This is a genomic window from Paenibacillus chungangensis, assembly GCF_042675905.1.
Classification (GTDB): Bacteria; Bacillota; Bacilli; order Paenibacillales; family Paenibacillaceae; genus Pristimantibacillus; species Pristimantibacillus chungangensis.
In genome coordinates, this window is the sequence record NZ_JBHTJZ010000062.1 from 1 (window position 1) to 25,730 (window position 25,730).

At 44.6% G+C, this 25,730-nt stretch carries 21 protein-coding genes; 19 read left to right on the forward strand and 2 right to left on the reverse strand.

What is annotated here, in order from left to right; all coding sequences use genetic code 11:
* Window positions 1–376: 376 nt before the first annotated feature.
* The gene (locus ACFQ2I_RS20065; protein WP_377567423.1) at window positions 377–1,213 is read right to left on the reverse strand and encodes a YitT family protein; all 837 of its coding nucleotides are present in this window, start codon (window positions 1,211–1,213) and stop codon (window positions 377–379) included.
* Window positions 1,214–1,439: 226 nt separating this feature from the next.
* Window positions 1,440–2,321, reverse strand: coding sequence for an AraC family transcriptional regulator (locus tag ACFQ2I_RS20070; RefSeq protein WP_377567425.1), 882 nt, complete (start codon window positions 2,319–2,321; stop codon window positions 1,440–1,442).
* A gap of 128 nt (window positions 2,322–2,449) precedes the next feature.
* Here ACFQ2I_RS20070 and ACFQ2I_RS20075 point away from each other — a divergent pair, with 128 nt between their 5' ends.
* From ACFQ2I_RS20075 to ACFQ2I_RS20165, 19 genes are all read left to right on the forward strand, one after another.
* Complete coding sequence (locus tag ACFQ2I_RS20075; RefSeq protein ID WP_377567427.1) at window positions 2,450–4,261, forward strand: ADP-ribosylglycohydrolase family protein; 1,812 nt, start codon at window positions 2,450–2,452, stop codon at window positions 4,259–4,261.
* A gap of 407 nt (window positions 4,262–4,668) precedes the next feature.
* Window positions 4,669–5,445: a tyrosine-protein phosphatase gene (locus ACFQ2I_RS20080; protein ID WP_377567429.1), complete on the forward strand. Its 777-nt coding sequence runs from the start codon at window positions 4,669–4,671 to the stop codon at window positions 5,443–5,445.
* Window positions 5,446–5,528: 83 nt separating this feature from the next.
* A complete protein-coding gene (locus tag ACFQ2I_RS20085; RefSeq protein ID WP_377567431.1) occupies window positions 5,529–7,622 on the forward strand; it encodes an S-layer homology domain-containing protein in 2,094 nt (697 codons plus the stop codon).
* A gap of 178 nt (window positions 7,623–7,800) precedes the next feature.
* Window positions 7,801–8,568: a YveK family protein gene (locus ACFQ2I_RS20090; RefSeq protein ID WP_377567433.1), complete on the forward strand. Its 768-nt coding sequence runs from the start codon at window positions 7,801–7,803 to the stop codon at window positions 8,566–8,568.
* The gene (locus tag ACFQ2I_RS20095) at window positions 8,549–9,238 is read left to right on the forward strand and encodes a CpsD/CapB family tyrosine-protein kinase (RefSeq protein ID WP_377567435.1); all 690 of its coding nucleotides are present in this window, start codon (window positions 8,549–8,551) and stop codon (window positions 9,236–9,238) included. Before ACFQ2I_RS20090 ends, ACFQ2I_RS20095 begins: the two co-directional genes overlap by 20 nt.
* Before the next feature lie 46 nt (window positions 9,239–9,284).
* Entirely contained in the window at window positions 9,285–11,108 is a 1,824-nt protein-coding gene (locus ACFQ2I_RS20100; protein WP_377567437.1) for a polysaccharide biosynthesis protein, read from the forward strand.
* A 29-nt stretch (window positions 11,109–11,137) separates the two neighbouring features.
* The gene (locus ACFQ2I_RS20105; RefSeq protein ID WP_377567439.1) at window positions 11,138–11,746 is read left to right on the forward strand and encodes a hypothetical protein; all 609 of its coding nucleotides are present in this window, start codon (window positions 11,138–11,140) and stop codon (window positions 11,744–11,746) included.
* Window positions 11,747–11,780: 34 nt separating this feature from the next.
* Complete coding sequence (galU, locus tag ACFQ2I_RS20110; RefSeq protein WP_377567441.1) at window positions 11,781–12,653, forward strand: UTP--glucose-1-phosphate uridylyltransferase GalU; 873 nt, start codon at window positions 11,781–11,783, stop codon at window positions 12,651–12,653.
* A gap of 15 nt (window positions 12,654–12,668) precedes the next feature.
* The gene (locus ACFQ2I_RS20115) at window positions 12,669–13,313 is read left to right on the forward strand and encodes a sugar transferase (RefSeq protein ID WP_377567443.1); all 645 of its coding nucleotides are present in this window, start codon (window positions 12,669–12,671) and stop codon (window positions 13,311–13,313) included.
* Between the two features lie 161 nt (window positions 13,314–13,474).
* Window positions 13,475–14,581: a glycosyltransferase family 4 protein gene (locus ACFQ2I_RS20120; protein WP_377567445.1), complete on the forward strand. Its 1,107-nt coding sequence runs from the start codon at window positions 13,475–13,477 to the stop codon at window positions 14,579–14,581.
* A gap of 16 nt (window positions 14,582–14,597) precedes the next feature.
* Entirely contained in the window at window positions 14,598–15,974 is a 1,377-nt protein-coding gene (locus ACFQ2I_RS20125) for a nucleotide sugar dehydrogenase (protein WP_377567447.1), read from the forward strand.
* A gap of 2 nt (window positions 15,975–15,976) precedes the next feature.
* Window positions 15,977–16,951, forward strand: coding sequence for an SDR family oxidoreductase (locus tag ACFQ2I_RS20130; protein ID WP_377567449.1), 975 nt, complete (start codon window positions 15,977–15,979; stop codon window positions 16,949–16,951).
* Window positions 16,951–18,069, forward strand: a complete 1,119-nt coding sequence (locus tag ACFQ2I_RS20135; RefSeq protein ID WP_377567451.1) for a glycosyltransferase family 1 protein — start codon at window positions 16,951–16,953, stop codon at window positions 18,067–18,069. The genes ACFQ2I_RS20130 and ACFQ2I_RS20135 overlap by 1 nt, the downstream gene beginning before the upstream one ends.
* Before the next feature lies 1 nt (window position 18,070).
* A complete protein-coding gene (locus tag ACFQ2I_RS20140) occupies window positions 18,071–19,231 on the forward strand; it encodes a glycosyltransferase (protein WP_377567453.1) in 1,161 nt (386 codons plus the stop codon).
* 90 nt (window positions 19,232–19,321) lie between these two features.
* Window positions 19,322–20,692, forward strand: a complete 1,371-nt coding sequence (locus ACFQ2I_RS20145) for an O-antigen polymerase (RefSeq protein WP_377567455.1) — start codon at window positions 19,322–19,324, stop codon at window positions 20,690–20,692.
* Entirely contained in the window at window positions 20,692–22,212 is a 1,521-nt protein-coding gene (murJ, locus tag ACFQ2I_RS20150) for a murein biosynthesis integral membrane protein MurJ (RefSeq protein WP_377567457.1), read from the forward strand. Before ACFQ2I_RS20145 ends, murJ begins: the two co-directional genes overlap by 1 nt.
* Before the next feature lie 742 nt (window positions 22,213–22,954).
* Complete coding sequence (locus ACFQ2I_RS20155) at window positions 22,955–23,842, forward strand: hypothetical protein (protein WP_377567459.1); 888 nt, start codon at window positions 22,955–22,957, stop codon at window positions 23,840–23,842.
* A 300-nt stretch (window positions 23,843–24,142) separates the two neighbouring features.
* Window positions 24,143–24,922: a sporulation protein gene (locus ACFQ2I_RS20160; RefSeq protein WP_377567461.1), complete on the forward strand. Its 780-nt coding sequence runs from the start codon at window positions 24,143–24,145 to the stop codon at window positions 24,920–24,922.
* Between the two features lie 287 nt (window positions 24,923–25,209).
* Complete coding sequence (locus ACFQ2I_RS20165) at window positions 25,210–25,710, forward strand: hypothetical protein (protein WP_377567463.1); 501 nt, start codon at window positions 25,210–25,212, stop codon at window positions 25,708–25,710.
* The last annotated feature ends 20 nt before the right edge of the window (window positions 25,711–25,730 follow it).

Here is a 25,730-nt window from a genome sequence, read left to right on the forward strand (position 1 = left end):
CAATAATGCAGCTCTTTGACACCAAATATTACCAAATGGACACTGGCTATCTGACATGAAGACCCCTAACGTTTTTGGCCTTTGTCCACGGGAAATTATTTTCTGACAATTCAGATTAATTATTGTGTTAGTTTTTATGCAACGCTACTGAGTCGGTATAGTTCGCAAGATCATAAGGTTAGAGTAAGAGCAGAAGTGACAGTCAGTATAGTTAGTGAGAGAGTAAAAAGTTAGTGTAAGCGTGAAAGTTAATATAAGAGTAAAAGGTAGGGTACGAGCAAGACGCAATCGTGTTTTTGTTCGAGCCAGATGTGCTAGGAGGAGCGAACAGCAAAAAAGCCTGCAGAAGCGTGTCGATGGTTCTGCGGGCTCTGATCTACTTCGTAATATCGATGAAGCCTTCGCCGAATACGTCGCGGACGTCGTGAATGGTGATGAACGCATCCTTGTCGATTTCTTTTACGATTTTTTTTAATTTGGATACTTCCTGCTTGCTGATGACGATATACAAAATGTTCTTGGCTTCCTTCGTATAATAGCCTTGGCCGGAGAGGACAGTGACGCCGCGATCCATCTGCACGTTGACGCGGCTTGCGATCTCGTGGTGATGGCGCGATATAATATTGACCGCTTTCTTCGGATTCAGTCCTTCGATAAGGAAGTCCATCACTTTCGTTCCCACATATAACATAAGAATCGTAATCATAAGCTTCTCCGCCCCGATGATGAAGTAGGAAGAGAAGGCGACGATCAGATCGAAGAAGAGCAGCGCGTAGCTGATGTTCCAGTCCAGATACTTATTCGCGATACGAGCGAGAATGGTGGTGCCGGCTGTCGTACCGCCTGAGCGGATAATGAGACCGATTCCGACGCCGGCGAAGATGCCGCCGAATATCGCGTTGATAATAAGCTCGTTGGAATCAATGCTCCAGTCTTTCGTCAAGTGCAGGAAGACGGAGTTGAACACGACGGCCAGAATCGTATAGACGACTGTAGAGCGGTCAAGGAAGCGATAGCCGACGATGAGCAGGATCGCGTTAAGAACGAAGTTCACCAGACTCGGCGACCATTGGAACATATAATACAATATAATAGTGACGCCGACGACTCCGCCTTCGCCAAGCTCATTGGGAATAACGAACAGATTGATGGACAATGCGAAGATGAGTGCGCCAATCATGATCATCACGATATCCCATATTCTTCTCTTCATATAAACGTGAACACCTCAACCTTGTCTATAGCTTGTTTAACCATTCAATTCAACCATTCCATTCTATTGCTAGCATAGCTCTCCCTTCAGAAGAAAATACCCAAGCTCTTAAAACTTGGGCATCAACACATGAAAAGTCTCAGGCAGCTATTCAAGCATTCTCATTGTACACGAATTGTGATTAAGGGTGAAGAGTAGTTTGCTGCTGCTTTAACGTAGCGCATAGCTAATCGCGTGACCCGCGGAATTGCATGGGCGACAGACCTGTCGCTTTCTTGAATATACGGCTGAAATGGTAGGGGTCCTTGTATCCGACCTGCTCGCTAATCGCGGAGACAGACAGCGAGGTGGATTGCAGCAGATGCTTCGCCTTGCCGACACGCAGCCGGTGCGTATACGAAGTGATAGTCGTGCCCGCATACTTCCGGAAGATGGAGCAGATATATTCGTACTTGCGGTCGACGGCGATCTCCAGTTGTATCTTGTCTATCGGTTCGCCATGATTCTCATCAATATAATTGACGATGCGGCGATACAAGAGGAAGGAGGAGGACGCTTCCTCATGAATATGACAATCGCTCAGCCACTGATTTCCGATTCGTTCCAGTATGCTCCACAAGATGCTTTGCACCCGAATTCGGTAATACCCTCTCGCTTCCGCCAATTCCTCCGCCAGCTCCTCGAACAGGCTTGCCAGCTGGAAGCGCTTGAGCATACGCAAGCGCTTGGGCAGGATGAGGCTGACGCTATTGCCGTCATTGTCCCTCAGCTCACTCTCTTCTTCGGTGAACGCGATCCGCCCTGCGGCCAGATCTTCCGAGGGCAGCTCGTGCAGCGGGCCTGTGAATTGAATCCAGAAAAATCCGGCGTCGCTTCCAATACGGCGCCAGCCGGAATGCGCTTCCCATGGCGCTAACAGATAGACGTCTCCGCCAGACAAGGTCAGCTGCTCGTCCTGTGCCTGCAGGTAGACGGGGCCGTTCATGACGAGAATTAACTGATAGTGCGGATTTTCGTGCGTCCGTTGATAGAACAGCTCGTCCCCTCGATGGTAGTTGGCCCATTTCACATCCAGTACGGACAAGCTTGACAGGGAATAGTGCTTCATTTTGGAATGTCCACCTTTACGATTATTCGGCGTGCGGATCTTAATACGGTCTATTCTCATGCAGGCACGGAGCCTATATGCTCGAATTAGAGTCATTATAGCACACCAGTGCGGGAGGAGAGGACGAGATGGCAGGAAGATTCACGCAAGAGCAACTGTATGAGAAGGTGTATGGAGGTTGGCTGGGCAAAAATATCGGAGGGACGCTGGGCGTTCCCGTCGAAGGGCGCAAGGAGCTGCTGGAGCTGACCGATTATCCGGTGCTGCCGGACGAGCCGCTGGAAAATGACGACCTGGACATGCAGCTTGTCTGGCTTCATGCGCTGGAGCAGTATGGCCCGCGACTGACGGCCAGAGAACTGGGACAGGAATGGGCGGATCATATCTTCTTCCCATTCGACGAGTATGGGTATGCGCTGGCGAATCTGAGGCGCGGACTGCACGCTCCGGTATCCGGCAGCTTCAACAATCCGTTCAAAGATTGCATGGGCTCGCCGATTCGTTCGGAGATCTGGGCGATGGTGGCGCCGGGCAATCCCGATGTAGCGGCTTATTACGCTTATCAGGATGCGATTGTCGATCATGCGGGCGGGGAAGGCGTCTACGGCGAGATGTTCTTCGCCGCGATTCAGAGCGAGGCATTCGTCACCGGTGACCGTGATCACCTCATCCAGAAGGGGCTGTCCTATATGCCGGAGGATTGCCGAACGGCTCGGGCGGTGCAGGACTTGTTGAGCTGGCACGAGGAGGGTCGAAGCTGGAAGGAAGCGAGGGAGCTGATCCTGAGCCATCACGGCCATCCCAACTTCACGGACGCGCCGCAAAATATCGCCTTCACCTTGCTGGGCTGGCTATACGGCGAAGACTTCGGGGACGCCATACTGAAGGCGGTCAATTGCGGTTACGATACGGACTGCACGGGGGCGACGCTAGGGGCGATTCTGGGCATTATTGCGGGGCGGACCGGCTTACCGGAGCGGTGGGTGAAGCCGGTCGGCGATCGCGTCGTCGTCAGTCCTCCGGTGAATGGCTTCCGCGCGCCGCGCGATCTGGATGAGTTGACAGAACGTACGCTGCGGGCCGGAATGGAGGTGGAAGCATACTGGCAGTCAAGAGAAGTGCCGCGGCTTTCGCACCCTGACGCTGCGCTCACTGCCGTCTCGTTCAGTATCCCCGAAGGATCGGCAGAGGCATGGGGAATTCAAGCCACGATCGACTATGGCGCCGCCGGTCCTGCCATCGATGCGGGAGAAGCGAAGCCACTCGTCCTTACGCTGCGGAATGGATCGGAGACGGCGGTTAGAGGAACGGTACAGCTGGAGGTGCCGGAGGGGTGGATGACGGAGCCGGCGAGGGCGTTCCACCTGGAGCCCGGAGCTACAATGGAATGGACAACAGTCGTGAATGCGGATGATAAGATACAGTCGGTCTATTCGCTTCAGCTGCACATCGATCGGCAGCATGATCGGTCCGTCTGGAGAAGGGAGACTGTCCCGTTCACACTGATCGCTGCAGGCAGCTGGCTTGCGGGACCGGAAGGAAGGGAACCGGTCAGAATCGCCGCGCCAGGCAATGCATTGCATGAAGCGGTTGGTCTGAATATCCAGGAGCCCGGCCGCTATCTGTTCCATACCCAGTTAATCGTTCCGGAAGAGCGGGAGATGAAGTTGATTGTCGAGACCGAGGCAGCAGTCAGTGTGACCGTGGACGGGGAACGGGTGCTTCAGGGTGACAGACATTCCGAATGTATACCGGCGTTCCATCGCTCATCGGATAGCAGAACTGTCATTCTTCGCTTGGCGGCAGGGGCGCATCCGCTTGAGATTGCCCTGGAGAAGGATGAGCGGCCGCTCCAGCTTCATGTCATTGCGACAGCACCAGAGTCTGCGGACGAGCCGGGAAGCTTCTATTATTATACGGACGTATTATTCCATATCTAACATTGAAGGCGGAGTCGCGATTGTCGCGACTCCGCTTGCGTATTTTCGACATATTTCAGCCGGTCACATTTGAAATTTATGACATTGATGGCAGGTTGGGATATTATGTCTTAAGTCCTATATACTATTTCTTTATTGTAAAGAAAGTGCTATCCTCTACATTACTATACCAATATTACCCATGTTTTTGCGGCGGAAGCACTATGTAGAGTGTAATTAATGTCCCATTCAAATTATTTGAGCAATCGTTTTCCTGCTAACTTTTACCTTTACACCGTTGTAAAAGGTGGATATATTTATAAAGTATCTGTCGAATCTCTGAAAAAATGATGTTTATCGACATCTCCTATGGTAGAATGTAGTCGAACGCACGAGTAGAACTTGTACGAAGCCGGGAAGTGACTGATATGATCGATATACATACCCATATACTACCTGGAATCGACGATGGCGCGTCCACGTTCGATGACACCTTGCAGATGGCGGAGGCGGCCTATCGGGAAGGCATTACTACCCTTATTGCTACGCCTCATCACGCCAATGGCCACTATATGAATCTAGCAGACGATGTCCGTAAGCTGACAGCCGAGATGAATGGAAGGTTGCGCGATGCGGGCGTTCCTGTCTCCATTGCTTGCGGTCAAGAGATTCGTGTGCACGACGATCTGCTGGATGCCTGGCATCGGGCTGAGCTGCTGACGCTTGCAGATTCTTCTTACGTGCTGCTGGAGATGCCTTCCTCCCGTGTTCCATCCGGCATGGAGGAGCTCATTCACGAGCTTCATATTATGGGCATACGCCCTATCATTGCTCATCCGGAGCGCAATGCGGACATCGTCCGCTCGCCGGAAGTGTTGGCTGAGCTGGTAGATGCCGGCGCTTGCGCGCAAGTGACGACCCATTCGCTGCTGGGCGGATTCGGCAAGAAGATCGAGCATGCCTCATGGACGCTCATGAAGCAGGGGCTGATTCATCTGCTGTCTTCCGACGCCCACCATGTAGAGCGTCGGGGATTCCGCATGCAGGAGGCTTATGAGACGGTGGAAGCGCGCATGGGCAAGGAATGGATGGAGTACTTGCAGAGCAACGCCCGTCAGGTGATGGAGGATGGCGCAATAACGGCTCCGCCCGTATACTCCGCCAAGGGGGCGGCGAAGCGGCTGTGGGCCAAGCTGTTCAGATAGTAGAACGTTCCATCCGATTATTCCAGTCATTCGCCGCAAGGCGAGTGCAATTATACAACAATATTATATAGAGGTGAGAGAAAGTGACATTAAGAAGAAAAATTGCGGCATCTACGATTGCGGCAAGCCTTGCAGTAACAGCTTTCGCCGGTATTCCGCTCAGTAATAAAGGTCTGGCGGAGAAGCTCGGCGCAAGCGCAGTTGTCTATGCGGCAGATGCTTTCCCGAGTGCGGATGTCATCAATAAGGTGAAGACACTTCGCGACGCGCTTATCGCAACTAACGGCCTGGACGAAGTGAATGCGCTGCGTACAGCTATGCAAGATCTGAGCATGACGGATCGCCAGACAATCGCCGAATCTATCATCAACAAGTTAGTATCAGGCTTCACCGGCACTGAACAAGACGATCTGAAAGTAAGCTTGAGCAATCTGCTGGTCGACGCCATCGCCATTACATATGACGCAGATCTTACGAAGCTTGAAGAGCTGCGTACGAATTACCATGACGATCTTCAGAAGATCGCTACCGCTGCAGAAGTTGATAATTTGACCGTTGACGATATTGTAGCTTACTTCCTGAAAGTGCAAGATGAGGTAGTAGATGTCGTCAGCTCCAAGTCGTTGCTGGAACTGAAGCAGCTACTGAGTGATGCTGAAGGATTCAATACCATCATGGAGGAAGCGCTGGCTTCCATTACTGGATCGTATCATATTGAAGGCATCTTCCTGTATTATGGTGTGACAACGGAAGATGTGAGAGATGCGATGAACGCATTGAAGGATGCTATATCTGACGCTGACTTGTTCGAGAATGCAGCGCTTGCGTTATATGGCGCGTACAGTTATATCTATGACAGCAGCACGGTTCCGCCAGTCGGTGGCGGCGGAGCTGCTCCTGGTGAAGTAGAACAGCTTGTGACAGAGCTCGAAGAGCTGAAGGAGAAGCTGGAGAACGCTACTGACGAGGAGAAAGCCGAGCTGATCGCCGAAGCGGTGGAGAAGTCGCAAGAAGTGATTGAGACAGCTACGACGCTGAAGAACTTGACGGCGAAGATCGCAGACGGCGTGAAAGTGTACGAGCTGGATGCGAAGGATATTGTGAAGATGCTGGAGAACGTGAAGAAGGTTGCGGATCAACTGAAGGAAACGACCGGCGTCGAGCTTGCTCCCATTAGCCTGAACATTGAGATTGGCGAAGTAAGCGAGAGCGGCGTAAGCGTATCTCTTACGAAGGAGATCATCGATGCAGCTGTCGGCACAATCGTGAACGGCGTCAACGTGACGGTGAACGGACTTGGCTTGACGATTCCGTTCGGCGGCACATTCAGCGACGATCTTGACCTCGATATTGACTGGACCGAAGCGGAAGAAGGCATCGTAGGCGGACTGCCGGCTGCATCTGCCATCTATGACTTCAATCTATCGGTAGGCGGAGAGAACACGACTGAATTCAGTCGTTCCATCATTCTGGATCTGCCTATTCACACGACGGATTCCTTAGATGAAGAGCTGCTAACTGTTGCGAAGGTGCTTCCGGACGGTACGCTTGAGATCCATGGCGGACGCGTAACGGGCACACGCATCGTGGAGAACCGTCCGAGCTTCTCCTCGTATGTCGTCGTGGAGAACAAGGTATCGTTCGAAGACGTCGCGCGCGTCGAGGCATGGGCTGGACGCTCCATTCAAGTAATGGCGGCGAAGGGCGCAATTATCGGCAAGTCCGAGGGCAAGTTCGCGCCGGATGACAAGGTGACTCGCGCTGAGTTCGCGAAGATGCTTGTGCGCGCATTTGATCTGGAGAGCAACACAGCGAAGGAAGGCTTCTATGACGTATCGGCTGATGACTGGTTCGCGTCCTACGTTGCTGCGGCAGTAGAGACGGGCATCATTAACGGCCGTTCCGAGACGAGATTCGCTCCTGAAGCTACGATTACTCGCGCCGAGATGGCGACGATGATCGCACGCGCTCTGGGTGCAGACGATACTATTGACGTGGATGCGGCTCTGGCAGACTTCTCCGATGCGGATGACATTCTGGATACACTGAAGGTCGGCGTTGCATTCGCAGCGGCTAACGGTATTGTGGAAGGCAAAGGCGAAGGCAAGTTCGCTCCTAATGATAATGCTACCCGCGCGCAAGCGGCGGTTATCATTCATCGCGCTCTGAACAAGTAATTATTAGTACACCCTAACTAATAATGCTTTCTACGAGATCTTCCTCTCATGCAGATGGGAGGAAGATTTTTTGTTAGATGATGTAGATAATTGGAGAAATTCAGGTTACTATGTTTGAGAAATCGCTACCCTCGACCTATACCTTGATGTTTAGTCTTGTTAATTGGAGGAGTAATCAGTGTCTAATGAACTAGAATTGCGGCATTATTTCGCTATAATCCGTAAGAGATTAGTTTTTATACTACTATTTGTTGTGTTATGCTCGGCTGCTGCGGCCATCTATAGCATCTACTTCAAGGACAAAATGTACGAAGCCTCGACGAAAATTATCGTTAACCAGACGGCTTCACAGCTTGCAACAGGCCAGCTTGATATTAATCAAATCAACTCCAATATCAAGATGATCGAGACGTACAAGGAGATTATCAAGACGCCGGCCATACTGGATAAGGTGGCCAGTCAGTATCCCGGATTGGAATTGACAGCTGAGCAGCTGGCGTCCAAAATCCGTGTCAGCTCTGTCAATAACACGCAAGTGATGACACTTGTTGTTCAAGATATACACTATCGCAAGGCGGCAGAGACTGTGAATGCCGTGTCCCTTATCTTCCAGGAGGAGATTCAGAATATATTCAAGGTGGAGAATGTATCGATATTAAACAGTGCGGATCCGGAAGCGAGTCCAGGCGCAGTATCGCCTAATGTGCCGCTGAATATTGCCATTGCATTCGTGGTGTCGCTCATGCTTGCCGTCGGCGTCGTGTTCTTGCTCGAATATCTGGATGACACGATTAAGACGGAAGAAGATGTGCTGGAATATCTCGGTCAGCCAACTCTGGCCATGATCTCGAAGATGAATACCGAGGAGGCCAAATCAGGCGGCAAGCAGGTATCCAATCAAACGTACAAGGCAGGTGAATTCGAGCGTGTCACGATTGAAAAGTAAACGTCAGCTAATTACGCTCCTCAATCCGCGTTCGCCCATATCGGAAGCCTATCGGTCGCTTCGCACCAATATCGACTTCTCCTCCATTGACGAGAAGCTGCAGACGATCATGGTGACTTCGGCAGGACCGGGCGAAGGGAAGTCGACGACGATTACGAATCTCGCCGTCACCTATGCTCAATCCGACAGGAAGGTCGTCCTGATCGATGCGGATCTGCGCAAGCCCACCGCTCACCGCACGTTCATCCTGTCCAATCGCTGGGGACTATCCTCTGCCATTGCGCAGCAGTGCTCCATCGAGGAGGCGATCCAGATGACGACGATTCCGAATCTGGACGTCATTACATCGGGAGACATCCCGCCTAACCCTTCGGAGATGATGAACTCCAAGCGGATGACGGCGATTCTGGCGCAGCTGCGTTCAATATATGACATCGTGCTAATTGATACGCCTCCGCTGCTGGCGGTGACGGACGCTCAGATTGTCGCCACGAAGTGCGACGGCGTCATTATGGTCGTCAATCAAGGCAAGGTGAAGCGCGATATTGCGAAGAGGGCCATACAGAATCTGGAGAATGTCAATGCCAGAATTCTCGGCGTCGTACTGAACAACGTCAAGCGCAGAGCGAGTGAAGAAGCTTACTACTATTACTACGGGAGTCAGGAGTAACAGTCGATCAAGGTTGTGCTCGTAGAGTATACGGAGGGAACATGGGATGAGTTATAAGAAGAGGATGTTAATCTTGCTGGCGCTGGATATTGCGATTATATGGGTTGCAATCGCAGTCTCCTACATGTTCCGCTTTAACGGCGACATCCCTCCAGCCTATGAGTGGAAGATGTACATATTCGCGCTTGTGTCTACCGTTATATCCGGATTCTGTCTGTTCTTCTATAGGATGTACAAGCGAAGCTGGCAGCATGCCAGCATTGGCGAGATTGTGGAGCTGTGCAAGGCGATACTGATCGGTACCGTCCTGTCCTATCTTGCTACATGGCTGCTATGCGGCGAACGGGTGCCATTGTCCATCGCGACTCGCACCTTGGAGATCATGTTGCTGCTGATGGGCGGTTCCAGATTCGCATGGCGGCTTATACGGGTCAACCGGTACAAGAAGTCGGAGAATGCGACGAATATGCTGGTCGTAGGGGCCGGGGATTGCGGAGCGCTTATTGCCAAGGAAATAATGACAAGCGAACGCTTCAAGGGCAGCCGGTTGATCGGATTCATCGACGATGACCCTTATAAGCTGAACATGCGGGTAGCCGGTCATCCCGTGATGGGGGACAGAAGCTGCATCGCTTCCATCGTGAAGAAGTACAATATTCATGATATTGTGATCGCGATGCCATCTGCGAGGCGGTCTGAAGTGAAGGACGTCATTCACGTCTGCAAGCTGACCGGCGCCAAAGTGAAGATCATCCCCGCTATTAATGATCTCATTACAGGTGAGCTCGCGGTGGAGAAGCTGCGCAGCGTCGAAGTGGAAGACTTGCTCGGCCGCGATCCGGTGCGTATCGATATGCAAGGCGTGTTGAACTATGTGAGCCATAAGGTTGTACTCGTCACAGGGGCGGGAGGGTCGATCGGCTCGGAGCTGTGCCGCCAGATCGCTTCATTTCAGCCGGAGAAGCTGCTGCTGCTCGGCCACGGCGAGAACAGCATCTATACGATTGAGATGGAACTGCGAGAGAGGTTCCCCGAAGTCTGTCTGGAGACCGTCATCGCTGACATACAAGATCGCGAGCGAATGAAGGATGTGTTCCAGCGCTTCCGGCCGCAGGTCGTCTTCCATGCCGCAGCTCACAAGCATGTGCCGCTTATGGAGCGCAATCCGAGCGAGGCAGTGAAGAACAACGTATTCGGCACAAGGAATGTGGCGGATTGCGCGGATCAATACGGGACGGAGAGATTCGTCATGATCTCGTCTGATAAGGCCGTTAATCCCACCTCTGTCATGGGCGCGACGAAGCGCATTGCAGAGATGTACATACAGAGCATGAATGAATCCAGCACTACCCAATTCGTAGCGGTACGCTTCGGTAACGTGCTGGGCAGCCGCGGCAGCGTCATCCCGCGCTTCCGGCAGCAGATTGCCGCAGGCGGTCCCGTCACCGTCACCCACCCCGACATGGTTCGCTACTTCATGACGATACCGGAAGCGGTGCAATTGGTGATACAGGCGGGCTCATTCGCGCAAGGCGGTGAGATCTTCATCCTGGACATGGGCAACCCCGTTCGCATTAAGGATCTGGCGCAGGACCTGATTCGGCTATCCGGTTACGAGCCCGATGTCGATATTGAGATCCAGTATACCGGCATGCGGGAAGGAGAGAAGCTGTTCGAGGAACTGCTGACAGAAGTGGAAGCCACGACGGCGACCCAGCATGAGCGGATCTACGTCGGCCAGCCGATCGAGATTAGCCGGTCGGATCTGGACATGCAGTTCCGTCGGCTGGAGAAGGTGCTGGGTGAAGACCAGGCGTCTGTCCGCGGCGTCATTGAACGCATCGTTCCATTCTATTCGCAGGTGTCCTGATTCAATCAGAACATAAGGAGGCCTTCATTATGCGTCATAACAAGTGGAAAAAAGTAATAATATGGACAGCATCATTGGTCATACTTCTTGGTATAGGTGGTCTATTCGCAGCGAATTACGTTGTGGATAGGCTTCTTGCTTCCTTATCGGACAGTCTAGGGGAAGAATTACTAGCAGATCACGCTCATCCGGACGATTCTTCTCCGAATAATAATACCCCACCCCCGAGCTCTTCCGATGTCAATCAAACATTACCAGATGAAACTGAACAATCACTAAACAATGACAACGTATCCGAGACAGATGATGAGGGGCAACCATCCTCAGCCGATCCCGGTGAAGAGGGTAAATACAATCCTGAGATTAGCACGGAGAAGGCGAAGGATGTACAAGAGAACATCACCGTTAATGAGAAAGCGAAGCTGACGGCAGTCTTCCTGAAAGAGCTAAGCATGGACGATCTGAAGGCTCTGCAAGAGCTGGCTAGTGGCGGATTATCGCAGGAAGAGAAGAAAGAGGCTAGAACTTTGATCCTGGAGAAGCTGTCGCCTGAACAATATGATGAATTGATTCAAATCGCAAAGAAGTACGGATTGAGTCAAGGGAAGAGTTATGAAGAAGTGTCGAAAGAGAAATAACTCATTCTAAGTAATGATATGGAGGAAGAGAAAAATGAAAGTCAGAAAAGCTATCATCCCTGCAGCTGGACTTGGAACAAGATTCCTTCCCGCCACGAAGGCGATGCCGAAGGAAATGCTCCCGATCGTAGATAAGCCGACCATTCAATATATTGTAGAAGAAGCTGTCGAGTCCGGCATAGAGGACATCATCATCGTGACGGGCAAGGGCAAGCGTGCTATCGAAGATCACTTCGATAACTCGTTCGAACTGGAGCAGAATTTGCTGGAAAAGGGAAAAATCGATCTACTGAACGAAGTGCAGAAGTCGTCCAAAATGGTCGATATTCACTATATACGGCAAAAGGAAGCAAAAGGACTTGGCCATGCGATATGGTGTGCCCGGAAGTTCATTGGCAATGAGCCGTTCGCTGTGCTGCTGGGCGATGATATTGTACAAGCCGAAAAGCCTTGCTTGAAGCAGATGATTGAGCAATTTGATCGATACAAATCTTCCATTATTGGCGTTCAAAGTGTGGAGGAAGATGAGGTATCGCGGTATGGGATTGTTGATGGCCAGGCTATTCACGATCGGCTATATAACGTTAAGAATTTAGTCGAAAAGCCCAGCCAGGAAGATGCACCATCGAACGTAGCCATTTTAGGTAGATACATTCTTAGTCCTTCAATCTTCGACATCTTAGAAAAACAAAAACCAGGCGCAGGCGGAGAAATTCAACTCACTGATGCAATAGCTGAATTGAACAACACAGAAGCGGTCTATGCTTATGAATTTGAAGGCACCAGATACGACGTTGGTGAGAAGCTAGGGTTTATAAAAACGCAGTTAGAGTTTGCTTTACAGCGTGATGAGTTGAGAGATGAACTGATGGAGTACCTTAGAAGTCTAGTTGAATCAAAAAACTAACATGTAGGTGATGACATGAAGTTTTACAAGGGTGTTAAGTTTATAGTTGATATTCTATTATCATTTGTAGCAATCGTGGTCTTATCTCCAATTATGATGACTATAGCACTCTTAATAAAATTGGATTCTAAAGGTCCAGTATTCTTTAAACAAAAGCGAGTAGGAAAAAATAAAAAGCATTTCTATATTTTAAAATTCCGAACTATGCGTACTGATGCGCCTAAAGAAACTCCCACACATATGCTGCAAGATCCTACAGCTTATATTACAAAACTAGGCCAGTTCCTCCGAAAGTCAAGTCTTGATGAATTGCCTCAGATTATCAATATTCTAAAAGGCGAAATGAGTATTATTGGTCCACGTCCAGCCCTCTGGAACCAATACGACCTAATTGAAGAGCGTGACAAATACGGTGCCAATGATATTTATCCAGGCTTGACTGGCTGGGCACAAATCAATGGACGGGATGAAATTCCTATTGAAGTAAAAGCAAAGCTTGATGGAGAGTACGTAGAGAAGCTTGGAGTAAGGATGGATATTCGTTGTTTTTTTGGAACTATTTTAAGTGTTCTTAAAAGCGAAGGGGTAAGAGAAGGCTGGAGTAGCCTAAATAAGGAAGTAGCTAAAAGCAAAGATTTTGGGTTTCATAAAAACCAATAGAAGATGTTGGTATACATTTATTGTCATAGACTTAGCTGGCCATATGTGCAGATCTAATTGGGGGATTAGTTAAAAGTACTATAAAGCAGGAGTTGAATGGGGTAATATGGTATTTGTTTCGCGCGATAGCAAAATTAGACTTGCGAGTAGGAGCATTAGTGATGAAAATTGCTGTACTTTCTAGCCATACGTTATCATTACTTTGGTTTCGTATGGATATGATGAGAGATTTTACAGAAAAAGGACATACCGTTATTGCTTTAGGTTCTGAACCTGAATCTGACTGGAAAAATGAGTTTGCAATACTCAATATTGAATATAGACAACTTTACGTAGAACGAAATGGAATGAATCCGTTAAAAGATTTAAGAACTATATTGGCACTTCATAAGTTTATGAAAGAGGAGCGCCCAGACAGAGTTTTTGCATATCAAGCTAAAACTGTTGTATATGGAAGTATAGCTGCAAGATTAAATGGCATATCTGAAGTCTTTCCTTTAATTGCTGGACTCGGTTCAATTTTAAGAGGGAATGGTTTCAAGAAGAACATAATAAAGATAATAATGAAATTTGAATATTGGGTTGCTTGTAAATGCAGTAAAAAAGTATTTTTTCAGAATCATGATGATAAACAAGAGTTTGTACAGTACGGACTAATAAAGGATGATAAAACTACCGTTATTAATGGATCTGGAGTTAATCTTACTAAATTTAAACCCGCTCCAATGCCACAACAGCCAACATTCCTCTTTATTGGTAGACTCATTAAAGATAAAGGGATTATGGAATACTTAGAAGCTTGTAAAGAAATAAAAAGTAAGTATCCGGAAGTTCGTTGTTTACTCGTAGGACCATTTGATAGTAATCCATCCGCATTAAAAATTGAAGAGTTAACACCTTATATTGCGAGAGGGGTTATTGAGTACTTTGGGGAGCAAAGCGATGTTAGGCCATTTATTTCTAAATGTAGTACATATGTATTACCATCCTATCATGAAGGAACTCCTAAAACTGTACTGGAAGCTATGGCAATGGGGAGGTCAATCATTACGAGTGATGCGCCAGGTTGTAGAGAGACAGTTATTGAAGGAGTTAATGGGTATTTAGTGAAAGTAAAGGATATTCATGGATTAACTGCAAGGATGGAGAAACTGGTTATTAATCATGATATTAGTGAGAATATGGGAGTTGAAAGTGTTAGGATTGCTAGAGAAAAGTATGATGTGAAGATTGTTAATAAAATGATTATGCAAACAATGCAGTTATAATTAAGGAGATAAAGCAATGAGCTTATATGAAAGTATAGTCAATAAAAAAGATAGGATTTCACTCATTGGGTTAGGATACGTTGGCATGCCTATTGCTGTGGCTTTTGCTAAAAAAGCAGATGTGATTGGTTTTGATGTAAATGAACAAAAAATTGATTGTTACAAGAGAGGTATTGATCCTACAAAAGAAGTTGGAAATAAAATAATAGAAGAAACTACAGTTGATTTTACTTCAGATGAAACACGACTTAGAGAAGCAAGATTCCACATAGTTGCAGTTCCTACGCCTGTAAAAGAAGATCATACTCCAGACTTAGCTCCATTAAAAAATGCAAGTAGTACATTAGGTAGAAATCTAATAAAAGGATCTTTAGTAGTTTTTGAATCTACTGTTTACCCAGGTGTTACGGAGGATGTATGCATTCCTATTTTAGAAAGAGAATCTGGTCTAAAGTGTGGGGTTGACTTTAAAGTTGGATATTCTCCCGAAAGAATAAATCCTGGTGATAAAATTCATAGACTAGAGACTATAATAAAAGTTGTAGCAGGACAAGATGAGGAAACATTAGACATTGTAGCAAAAGTATATGAATTAGTTGTTGAAGCTGGTGTGTATAAAGCGGCAAGTATTAAAGTAGCTGAAGCAGCGAAGGTCATAGAAAATTCACAACGGGATATAAATATTGCTTTTATGAATGAACTTTCAATTATATTTAATAAGTTGGGAATTGATACGAAATCAGTACTTGAAGCAGCAGGGACAAAGTGGAACTTCCTTAATTTCACTCCGGGGCTAGTTGGTGGACACTGTATTGGAGTTGATCCTTACTACCTAACGTATAAAGCAGAACAAATGGGATATCATTCTCAAATCATACTTGCTGGAAGAAAAATAAATGATGATATGGGTAAATATGTTGCAGAAAGTACAGTAAAGGAAATGATTAAAGTTAATAAACAAATAAATGGTGCGAAAGTGGCCATATTTGGTGTTACATTTAAAGAAAACTGTCCCGATGTTCGAAATACAAAAGTTGTTGATATTATAAAAGAACTAAAAGAGTTCGGAGTAGACAGTAAAGTTGTGGATCCTGAAGCAGATAAAGAGGATCTATGGCGTGAGTATAAATTAAAACTATGTGAATTAAAGGATATAAAAGAAATGGATGCAGTAATCTTTGCAGTTCCACACGATGAATTTAAAACTATTCAATTAGAAGAAATAAAAATGATGTATTCACGTAATAGATATGTTAATTTTGAATCTATGAACGAATCAGCAGCAGCATCTGAGTTTAATATAAATAGAGATGATTGTATACTAATAGACCTGAAAGGAATGTTTAATATAAAAGAAGCAAGGAATGCTGGGTTTGTATATTGGAGGTTATAAATATGGGTTATGAAAATATTAAGTTTCCAGAGGGTAGTAAGTTTTTAGTTACTGGATCAGCTGGGTTTATTGGTTCTAATTTAGTAGAAGCCATCCTTAAATTAGGTTATAGAGTTAGAGGGCTTGATAACTTTTCAACTGGAAAAAAAGAAAATGTAGAAGAGTTTTTAGATAATTCTAATTATGAATTTATCGAAGGTGATATTCGTAGTTTTGACACATGTATTAAAGCTTGTGATGGAGTCGATTATGTATTGAATCAAGCTGCATGGGGAAGTGTTCCAAGAAGTATTGAGATGCCTTTGTTTTATGAAGAAGTAAATATAAAAGGTACTTTGCATATGATGGAAGCTGCTCGGCAAACTGGGGTTGAAAAGTTTGTCTATGCATCAAGTTCATCTGTATATGGAGACGAGCCAAACCTTCCTAAAACAGAAGGAAGAGAAGGTAACCTATTATCTCCTTACGCCCTTACCAAAAGGGTAGATGAGGAATATGGGAAATTGTATACAAAGCTATATGGACTTGATACGTATGGTTTAAGGTATTTCAATGTATTTGGTAGAAGGCAAAATCCTGAGGGGGCATATGCAGCGGTCATTCCAAAATTTATTAAACAATTGCTTAATGATGAGGCTCCAATAATTAATGGTGACGGTAACCAGAGCAGAGACTTTACATACATCGAAAATGTAATTGAAGCTAACCTTAAAGCTTGTACTGCTTCACATGAAGCTGCGGGACAGGCCTATAATATTGCTTACGGCGGAAGAGAGTTTTTAATTGATATTTATATGGTGTTGTTGAATGCATTAGGTAAAGACATTCAACCTATTTTTGGACCTGATCGCAAAGGTGATATTAAGCATAGTAATGCTGATATTAGTAAAGCGAAAGAATTGCTTGGATACAACCCAGAATGGAGCTTCGAAAGAGGGATAATGGCAGCAGTTGAGTGGTACAAGGAGTATTTGTGATGCCAAACCCAATTAGAATTTTACAAGTTTTTGCTGAAATGAATCGGGGCGGAGCAGAAACGATGATAATGAATTTATATCGTAATATGGATCGCTCTAAAATTCAGTTTGATTTTATTGTTCACACTGAAGATAAATGCGCTTTTGATGACGAAATATATAAGCTGGGAGGAAAGATCTTTCGTGTACCAGCTTATAAAGGAACAAATCATTCACTTTATTTAAAGAGTTGGCATTTCTATTTCAAAAAACACCCTGAGTATAAAATAATACATGGTCATGTTCGAAGCACAGCATCAATCTACCTGAGAACAGCCAAAAAATATGGTTTGATTACAATTGCTCATAGTCATAGTACGTCGTCAGGAAATGGATTGTCAGCTATTGCTAAAAATATATTACAGTATCCGATCAGACATGTTGCAGATTATTTCTTTGCTTGTACTAAAACTGCTGGTGAGTGGTTGTTTGGTAAAAGGATTTGTAAAAAAGAAAATTTCAATATTCTTAAAAATGCTATAGACGCAAAGAGATTTGTTTATAATAATGTTGTTAGAAATAGGGTAAGAAATGAGTTGCGAGTTGAAGATAAGTTTGTAATTGGTCATGTTGGAAGATTTCACTATTCTAAAAATCACCAATTTTTAATTGATATTTTTAAGAACGTGCACGAAAAAGATGAAAATGCCATTTTGTTGTTAGTTGGAGAAGGAGAACTGCAAGATACGATACGAATGAGAGTCTGTAATTTGGGATTGGACAATAATGTTATCTTTACTGGTGTACGTTCAGATATCCCAGAACTATTTCAAGCAATGGATATGTTTGTTTTTCCATCAGTATATGAAGGGCTTGGTATAGTACTTATAGAGGCTCAAGCCTCTGGTTTATCTTGTGTTGTTGCCGATACAATTCCAAAAGAAGCACTAATTACAGGTAATGTGGAGCAAGTTTCACTGTCCAAATCTCCAGATGTATGGGCGAAAGCTATCTTCCAACGCGTTAATAGAAATAGATATGATCGTACAAACACTTATGCAGAAATTAAGAATAGTGGATACGATATTGAAGACAGTTACAAATGGCTTCAAGAATTTTACTTGGGATTGGTGGAATAGAATGAAACTCGTTTTTGTAACTGACAATGGTTTCAGCAATAAAAATGATGAATATTATTATAGTGGAGCAAATGTACAACATTATTCTACAGTATCTAAACATTTTGATGATATAACTTTTATTGCTCGTAATAGTCCGCATGAACAATCAAGTAGTCAAGTTTCAGAAAAGTATCAAGTTCATTTAATTGATTCGTTTACAAGCGGTAAAAACAGCTTTAATAATTTTAAAAGGTTAAATTTTATCCTTGATGACGTAATAAGGCAAAGTGATGTTGTAATGTGTTTTGGTATTAATGGGTATTTAGCGTATAAAAAGGCTCAAAAATATAATAAACCAACTATTGCCTATGTTGGTGGATGTGTATTTGATACCTTGAAATATATGGATTCTAAGTTTAGAAGAATCTCAGCACCAATAATAATGTCAATGATGAAGGAAATGGTTAGAAATGCATCTTTTGTGCATTATGTGGATCATTATTTACTAGAAAGGTACCCCACTAAAGGGCAATATTTGATTTGTCCAAGTGCAAAAATTGATATTGATCACTCTGTATTAACTAAACGTGTAGAGAAAATCATTAATCAAAAAGAAATAACTACAATTGGTTTAATAGGATATACTCATAATAAAATAAAAGGGATTGATACTGGAATAAAAGCATTACAGCAACTGGAGAATCACTACAAACTTCAAGTTGTAGGTAGAGGAGATCATCGTTGGCTTACAAAATTAGCTAAGTCGCTCAATGTTGAACATCGTGTTGAATTTTTGGGGGTATTACCGGGGAGAGATGATGTATTCAAATGGTTAGATAGTATTGATCTCTATATACAACCAAGTTTAACCGAAGGTATGCCGCGAGCGACTGTCGAGGCAATGTCAAGAGGGTGTCCAGTAGTATCTTCAAATGCTGGCGGATTAAAAAGTATTATAGACAAGAAATATCGGATTAAGGAGGGGGACTTTTCTGAGTTAGCAAATAAAATCAGATTTCTAAATCGGGAACAAACTCACCTAATAGAAGAAGCAAATAAAAATTTTGAAATGGCTAAGAATTTTGATTCTGTATTACTAGATAAAAAAAGAAATAATTTCTATACTACTATAGTCTATGAAATAAAGAAAAATACTCTTTCTAAGGAGAAGTTAATGTAACGAGACATTTTATAAGATAAGAATTCTTTTTCTTACTGCGATTTACTGATTAAGTTGCTCAAAAAACAGGAAATTTAGTAGGTGCTATATATGATTAGTACAGATAAAATAAGTACTAAATCCGAAGTGAATATTGATAATAGAATAGTAGTTTCCAATTGGATGATGTTACTCATATTCATTACGATTCTTTCTTTTTTAATTATTGTTAGTAAAGATACTTTTATTGCTATATTATCTTTTTTCATCGTAACAATAACAGTTATGGTTAAGGTGAGGTTCGATTTACTTCATCCATTCACTTGGTTTGTTCCTCTTTACATGCTTTATTCTATATCATATCCATTATTGGTTCATATGGGAGAAGCACCTGATAATGGATATACATTTCAAGTGATTTCACTAGAATGGTTTGCGTTAATAGCCTTTATAATTACTATTGGTCCTAAAAAGAGGGAAATAAAATCAATCAAAGTACCAATTAGAAATTTCAGATTGATTCTACAGATTATATTAATTATTACATTTTTGTTTACATGTATCTATGTTCTATATATTTACTTGAATGGTTTAAGTTCTAAATATGAGATAAGTTTATCAAATTCTGTGTTCATTAAATTTGGAGCGTTTTTTTCGATTTTCACACTGGTCTACGCTATTTTTATTAGTAATGAAATGATAAATAATAAAAAACTCCCTGTTAAAATAGTAGTTTTAACAACAATATGGATTGTATTAGCTTTTCTGATAAGCGGTGAAAGAGACTTTTTGTATCGCCATGTTTTGATTACGATTTTTTTAATTGATACAGTCTACAAAAAAATACCTAAAGTTAAGTTAGCCATTTATGGAGTAATTGGAATGTTGTCTATACCAATTCTTGGTGGTTTAAAAAATGTACTAGTTAGTAATAAAGGTTTAGAGCCATTTACATTACCAACATTCAGTGAGATTTTATCAGGTGAATTTATTTCAGCCTCGAGAAATTTGCTCGTGTTATTAACGAACTCCAATCAATGGGATTTTTTTATGGGCGAGACGATCTGGTGGGATTTTAAGAGGGTGTTTGTTCCACAATTTTTATTAAATTCTGAAGTTATTAATCCTGTAGGCTGGTTTAATAATTCATTTTATATGGGACTAGTAAGCCGTGGTGGAGGCCAGGGATTTACTATGGTTGGAGAAGGATATATGAATTTTGGGCTAATTGGTGTGATGATATGGTTTATGATTCTAGGCTTAATTATAAAATTATTGTATTTGAAGAGTTCTAAAAATATTCTATACTTAGTTTCATATATAGCTTTCATTCCTATTGTCATTTATTCAATAAGAGCGGACCTATCAAACTTATTATCACCTTTATTTAGTCAAATAATTATACCTATTCTAATAATGCTTATTCTAAGATCTATTTTAGGAAAAGATGTAACTTCAAGTAAAGTTGAGAGAGTTAAATAATGAAAAAAATAATTTTTTCTGTCACATTGATTGCGATTATTTCTAAACTTTTTGGTTTTGGAAGAGAAATAAGTTTATCGTATATATATGGCGCAACTTCTATCAGTGATGCATATTTAATATCAGTAAACATACCAAACCTGGTTTTTGGAATACTATCTGCAGGAATTATTTCAAGCTATATTCCGATGTATACAGAAATAGAGCTGACGAATGGAAGAGAATCAGCAAATAGATTTACTAGTAATTTAATAAATGTTATGTTCGTTGTTTGTACGATTCTGGTTACTACAAGTATATTATATACTGAAGAAATAGTTTCTTTATTAGCACCTGGTTTTAACCAACAGACACTAGTGCAAGCGACTGTATTAACTAAAGTAACCATATTTGCTATTTATGTGAACGGTATCGTTGCAATAATGAGTGGTTTTTTGCAAGTTAATGATAGACATAATATTACTGTCTTGAATGGTCTCATATTAAATGTGGTAATAATTCTTACAATAGTTATTAGTCCAATGCTTGATTTTAAAGTACTAGCTTATGGGTTTCTATTGGGGATTTTATCTAAAATTTTGATAATGATTCCTTCAATTAGAAGAGAAGGCTATAACCATCAAGTATATTTGAAACCTTTTAATCCAGAACTAAAAAAAATGCTTTTTACCGCAATTCCGGTTATCATTGGAACATCTGTTAATCAATTAAATATGTTAGTTGATAAAAATATAGCATCTAGGTTAGGAGAAGGTGGAATTTCTGCCCTGAACTATGCAAGTAGGTTAAATGAATTAGTCCAGGGAGTTTTAATATTGCCAGTGGTTCTAGTCTTATTTCCTATGTTATCAAAGTTAACAATTGGTGGTGAAATTGTTGGCTTTAAAAAAATCGTATCAAAAACAATTATTGGAATTTCCGCATTGGTTGTTCCTATATCATTTGGCAGCATGCTATTTTCTGAAGAACTGACATCTTTGTTATTTGACAGAGGTGCTTTTGATCAACGTGCAGTAATAATGACATCCTCTGCTTTATTTTTTTATTCAATTGGAATGATCGGTTTTGGATTCCGAGAATTACTTGCAAGGGCTTTTTATTCTCTTCAAGATACAAAAACACCTATGATAAATGCTGTAATAGGTGTTGTGGTAAATATTATATTGAATATTGTTTTGTCAAAGTTCTTAGGTTTAGGTGGCTTGGCTCTTGCGACAAGTATTTCCGCAATATTTACTTCTGTATTATTATTTGGTAGTTTAAAGAAAAAAATTGGTTCTATTGGAATGAATGGTGTAAGTATTTCTGTGTTGAAAATATTTATTTCTGCGATTATTATGGGGTTAGGAGCTAAGGCTTGTTTCTTATATTTATCATCAATGGTGAATGAAGGTTTTTCGGTGCTTTTATCGATATTGGTAGGAGGAATCATATATTTTACTGCCTTGTCTCTTTTTAAAATTGATGAAATTGAACTTTTTATAAAGGATATTAGAAGAAAGTTGGAAATTCCAAAATAGTTATACACCATGAGAAATTAAGGGGTCATAATTTCTCAACTTTCGCTGAGCGAAAATCGGCAAAATAACTTGATGTGCTTGTATAAATAGAGATTTTTATATTAAGGTTCAATAGCAATGCTTCTATGTATAGACACTCGGATTTAAAGTCGGTCTGAATAAGTGAATGTGGAGATAGTGTGCGTTATTAACTGGAAACGATGGTGAATAAAACCATATTCAAATAGGTCCAGACCTACCAATTTTCAAATGAACCTTTATGTGAAGAATTAGAACTAGGGATCCGGTAAAACTGTTGTTTGATCTCTGCATGGCGCATTATCCATGTGACGAGATAATTGACTCTGCCTGGTGTTGCGGTAGACGCTCTCTCGTCTTTTTTTTCGTTTATTCTTGCATTTGCATTGTTTAATCGGATTAATATTTGTCTATCTCAGCCTAAAGGCGCTTTAAGACATCGTAGAAAGTTTCGAAGTTAGGAAGATCGTCAAAATCGAAGCCGTAAAGAATGGCATAAATAGCTGTCCGCTTCAATTATTCACCTATTCGGTAAATTTATTCTCAGGATTGGTCTTTCTCGAGGAGCGGGTTCCTAGAATAGAAACTATAATGCGAAAAGGTATTTAATGAAGTAGTCCCTCTACGAAATAGGGGGAGGCACGATTGATGATACAAGGATACACTTGTTCCATCAGCCTCGGCGAATGCCGAGAGGCTATAGAATAGTAAGGAGTAACTAATTTTGAACAAAAAACTACTAATCTCAATCGCCTCGCTCCTGGTTATAGGACTTCTTGTTTTCGGAGGAGTGAGGCTGTACAACAAGCTGAATGAAGTGAGGGATTTGAAGTCGGCGATTGCTGAGGAGAACGGGGGAGCGGATGCTACCTCCAAGCCGGAAGACGGGACAGATAACGGCAACGGGGACGGCTCCACTGACGCCGATTCGGGCGATAACGCTTCGGACAATGGCTCCAATGGCAGCGGGAATGATGGCGGAGGTGTCTCCGGCCAGCCGGGAGAAAGCCAGCAGACAGACGATAGCACGGGCGCTACCGCCATACCCGGCACATCTGGGGACGGCGGGACGGCAACCGCCAAGCCCGTCACATCCGGTGACGGCGGGGCGGCAACCGCCAAGCCCGGCACGTCTGGCGGCGGTACAGACGCTACCGCCAAGCCGGAAGCGACGCCGTCTCCCTCTGACGGCTCCGGAGGCGGGTCATCGCCCGGAACGACGCCGACACCCCAGCCAACAGAGCAGCCCTCTGCCGAGGAGCAAGAGAAGGCGAAGCGCGAGATCGATGCCGCCATTACGACGAAGATGGAGCAGCTGAGCGCATCCTGCAAGGCAACCAGCGACAGCTTGGTGCAGGAGATCGCAGCGGAGCTGGCGGAAGACCCCGATGCGACGCTGGATACGATCCAGAAGAAGTTCCTCGTGAAGGTGTTCGCGGCGGAAGCCAACTGCGACAGCAGCTTCACAACGCTGCTGAATGAAGCCAAGTCCGCTTATTCGGAAGCGGGCCTAAGCGAAGAGCAGATGCCGGGCTGGGCCGCTCAGTACGAGAGCGCCAAGGCACAAGCGCGGAAAGACGCAATCAATGCGCTTGCCAGCGCATTACAGTAGAACATTAGCTATGCGAATGTACCACAATAACAACTGCTTGCGAGCATTGAAGGTCGCAAGCAAGCGTTCGCTTGGTAGCGACAATCAGACAGCCTGCCATGATTAATGCTCGCCAATTCGGCGGGCTTTTTGGTATGATAAAAGGGTGTGATGCTATAGAGAATAGAGTATCAAGATTGGCAGCGGCGGCCAGCAATTGCTTCGTGCTAGAGCTGTCCATGCTGCAAGAATGTTGTCAGAATACTTCCAGAATGCTGAAGGATTGAACCATTCACTCATGGAGAAGAAGGAGAGTCGTCTATGTCTTTTTTCAATCGAATGATGGCAAGTGTCGGAATTGGTGCGGCGAAGATTGATACGCTGACGGAGAAGTCGGCTTACGCGCCCGGAGAAGAGATACGCGGTATCGTCCGCATTCAGGGCGGTTCGGTGGAACAGCAGATCGATGGCATCGATGTGTCCGTCATGACTTATTACATCAAGGAAGTTAACGATACGAAGATGAAGCAGAATGTCGTGCTGGCGAAGGCGCGCGTCACCCCCCCGGTAACAATCCAGCCCAATGAGAAGAAGGAGCTTCCATTCTCCTTCATACTGCCGCCGAATACGCCGCTGTCGATCGGCAGAACGCCGGTATGGCTGCACACGGCTGCAGACATCCGCTCGGCTGTGGACCCGACGGACAATGATCATATTGAGGTCGTACCGACTCACGCGATGAATATGGTGCTGCAAGCGTTCGAACGCCTTGGCTTCCGCATTCGCGAAGCGGAGACGCTCTATGCGCCTAAGCTCGGGGACACTTCCCCCTATGTCCAGGAATTCGAATGGGTGCCGTACGGCGGTCCTTACGCCGGACGCCTCGACGAGGTGGAGCTGGTCTTCTTACGCAATCGTGTCACGGAGGTGGAGCTGCTGCTGCAGATCGATCGCCGCGCGTCGAATTTGTTCGGCATGTTCGCGGAGGCGATGGATATGGACGAGAGCTTCGTTCGCGTCGTGATCAGCGAGAGTGATGTGCATAACGGGCCCGAGTTCGTGGCCAACCTGCTTAATAACGTGATTTCGCGCTATACTTAGCCGTATCCTGTTCTCATCATTATTTTTCTTTAAGCCTCATGCGCCGTATTCCGCGGTGTGTGAGGCTTTTCGATGTGCGTGTACATCTCTCTAAGGGGCTCACCTCGATGAGCATGTCTCTCACACGTATGTGTGAATGCCCCGACCAAAGTCTGGGCAGAGCATGGGGCGCGGGGCTGTTCTGCTTGACTTCATCTCCCCCTATAATGAAGAAGTGCCAGGCAATAGGGGCAGCAGCTACAAGTTAAAGAGAGAACCATAATGGATAGACAAGGAGAGTTCGAGATATGGTGAAACGAAGTAAGGTTAGTCGAATCAGCATGATGGCGGCGGCATCGCTGCTGGCGCTTATGCTGGCGGGATGCGGAGAGACGCTGACAGGCGCAGCGGGCGGAGTGGAAGCGAAGGTCATGGGAGAAGGCTCGGGATCGGGCGAGCTCGTGGCAGCCTCCAAGGAGGCATTCCCTTCCGGTCAGTTCAAGAGCGTATCCGTCACGGCGGAAGTCATGGTGATCGAGGTGAGCCGCGGCAGCGGCGACGAGGCCGAGGTGGAGCTGATCGTGGACAAAGAAATTAAGAAGGACATGAGTATGGAAGCTTCCGTGCAAGCGGATGTGCTGGAAGTAAAGGTGAATGAGCGCAGTAGCAACCTTCTGGGCAAGGATAAGGTGTTCGGCGAGCGGAAGCTGAAGCTGTCGCTGCCTGAATATTTCACGCTGAAAGCATCATCAACTTGCCCATTTGGACATCACCGATTCGCGGTTAGAGCATCAGCAATATTTTGTTAGAGCATCACTACGTTATGAAG

Excerpts from the sequence above, each read along its gene's own strand:
- galU (WP_377567441.1), top strand. The coding sequence starts at position 11,781 with ATGAAAGTCAGAAAAGCTATCATCCCTGCAGCTGGACTTGGAACAAGA.
- ACFQ2I_RS20075 (WP_377567427.1), top strand. The coding sequence starts at position 2,450 with ATGGCAGGAAGATTCACGCAAGAGCAACTGTATGAGAAGGTGTATGGA.
- ACFQ2I_RS20115 (WP_377567443.1), top strand. The coding sequence starts at position 12,669 with ATGAAGTTTTACAAGGGTGTTAAGTTTATAGTTGATATTCTATTATCA.
- ACFQ2I_RS20140 (WP_377567453.1), top strand. The coding sequence starts at position 18,071 with ATGAAACTCGTTTTTGTAACTGACAATGGTTTCAGCAATAAAAATGAT.
- ACFQ2I_RS20165 (WP_377567463.1), top strand. The coding sequence starts at position 25,210 with ATGGTGAAACGAAGTAAGGTTAGTCGAATCAGCATGATGGCGGCGGCA.
- murJ (WP_377567457.1), top strand. The coding sequence starts at position 20,692 with ATGAAAAAAATAATTTTTTCTGTCACATTGATTGCGATTATTTCTAAA.
- ACFQ2I_RS20070 (WP_377567425.1), bottom strand. The coding sequence starts at position 2,321 with ATGAAGCACTATTCCCTGTCAAGCTTGTCCGTACTGGATGTGAAATGG.
- ACFQ2I_RS20120 (WP_377567445.1), top strand. The coding sequence starts at position 13,475 with ATGAAAATTGCTGTACTTTCTAGCCATACGTTATCATTACTTTGGTTT.
- ACFQ2I_RS20065 (WP_377567423.1), bottom strand. The coding sequence starts at position 1,213 with ATGAAGAGAAGAATATGGGATATCGTGATGATCATGATTGGCGCACTC.
- ACFQ2I_RS20125 (WP_377567447.1), top strand. The coding sequence starts at position 14,598 with ATGAGCTTATATGAAAGTATAGTCAATAAAAAAGATAGGATTTCACTC.
- ACFQ2I_RS20100 (WP_377567437.1), top strand. The coding sequence starts at position 9,285 with ATGAGTTATAAGAAGAGGATGTTAATCTTGCTGGCGCTGGATATTGCG.
- ACFQ2I_RS20130 (WP_377567449.1), top strand. The coding sequence starts at position 15,977 with ATGGGTTATGAAAATATTAAGTTTCCAGAGGGTAGTAAGTTTTTAGTT.
- ACFQ2I_RS20105 (WP_377567439.1), top strand. The coding sequence starts at position 11,138 with ATGCGTCATAACAAGTGGAAAAAAGTAATAATATGGACAGCATCATTG.
- ACFQ2I_RS20145 (WP_377567455.1), top strand. The coding sequence starts at position 19,322 with ATGATTAGTACAGATAAAATAAGTACTAAATCCGAAGTGAATATTGAT.
- ACFQ2I_RS20080 (WP_377567429.1), top strand. The coding sequence starts at position 4,669 with ATGATCGATATACATACCCATATACTACCTGGAATCGACGATGGCGCG.
- ACFQ2I_RS20135 (WP_377567451.1), top strand. The coding sequence starts at position 16,951 with ATGCCAAACCCAATTAGAATTTTACAAGTTTTTGCTGAAATGAATCGG.
- ACFQ2I_RS20160 (WP_377567461.1), top strand. The coding sequence starts at position 24,143 with ATGTCTTTTTTCAATCGAATGATGGCAAGTGTCGGAATTGGTGCGGCG.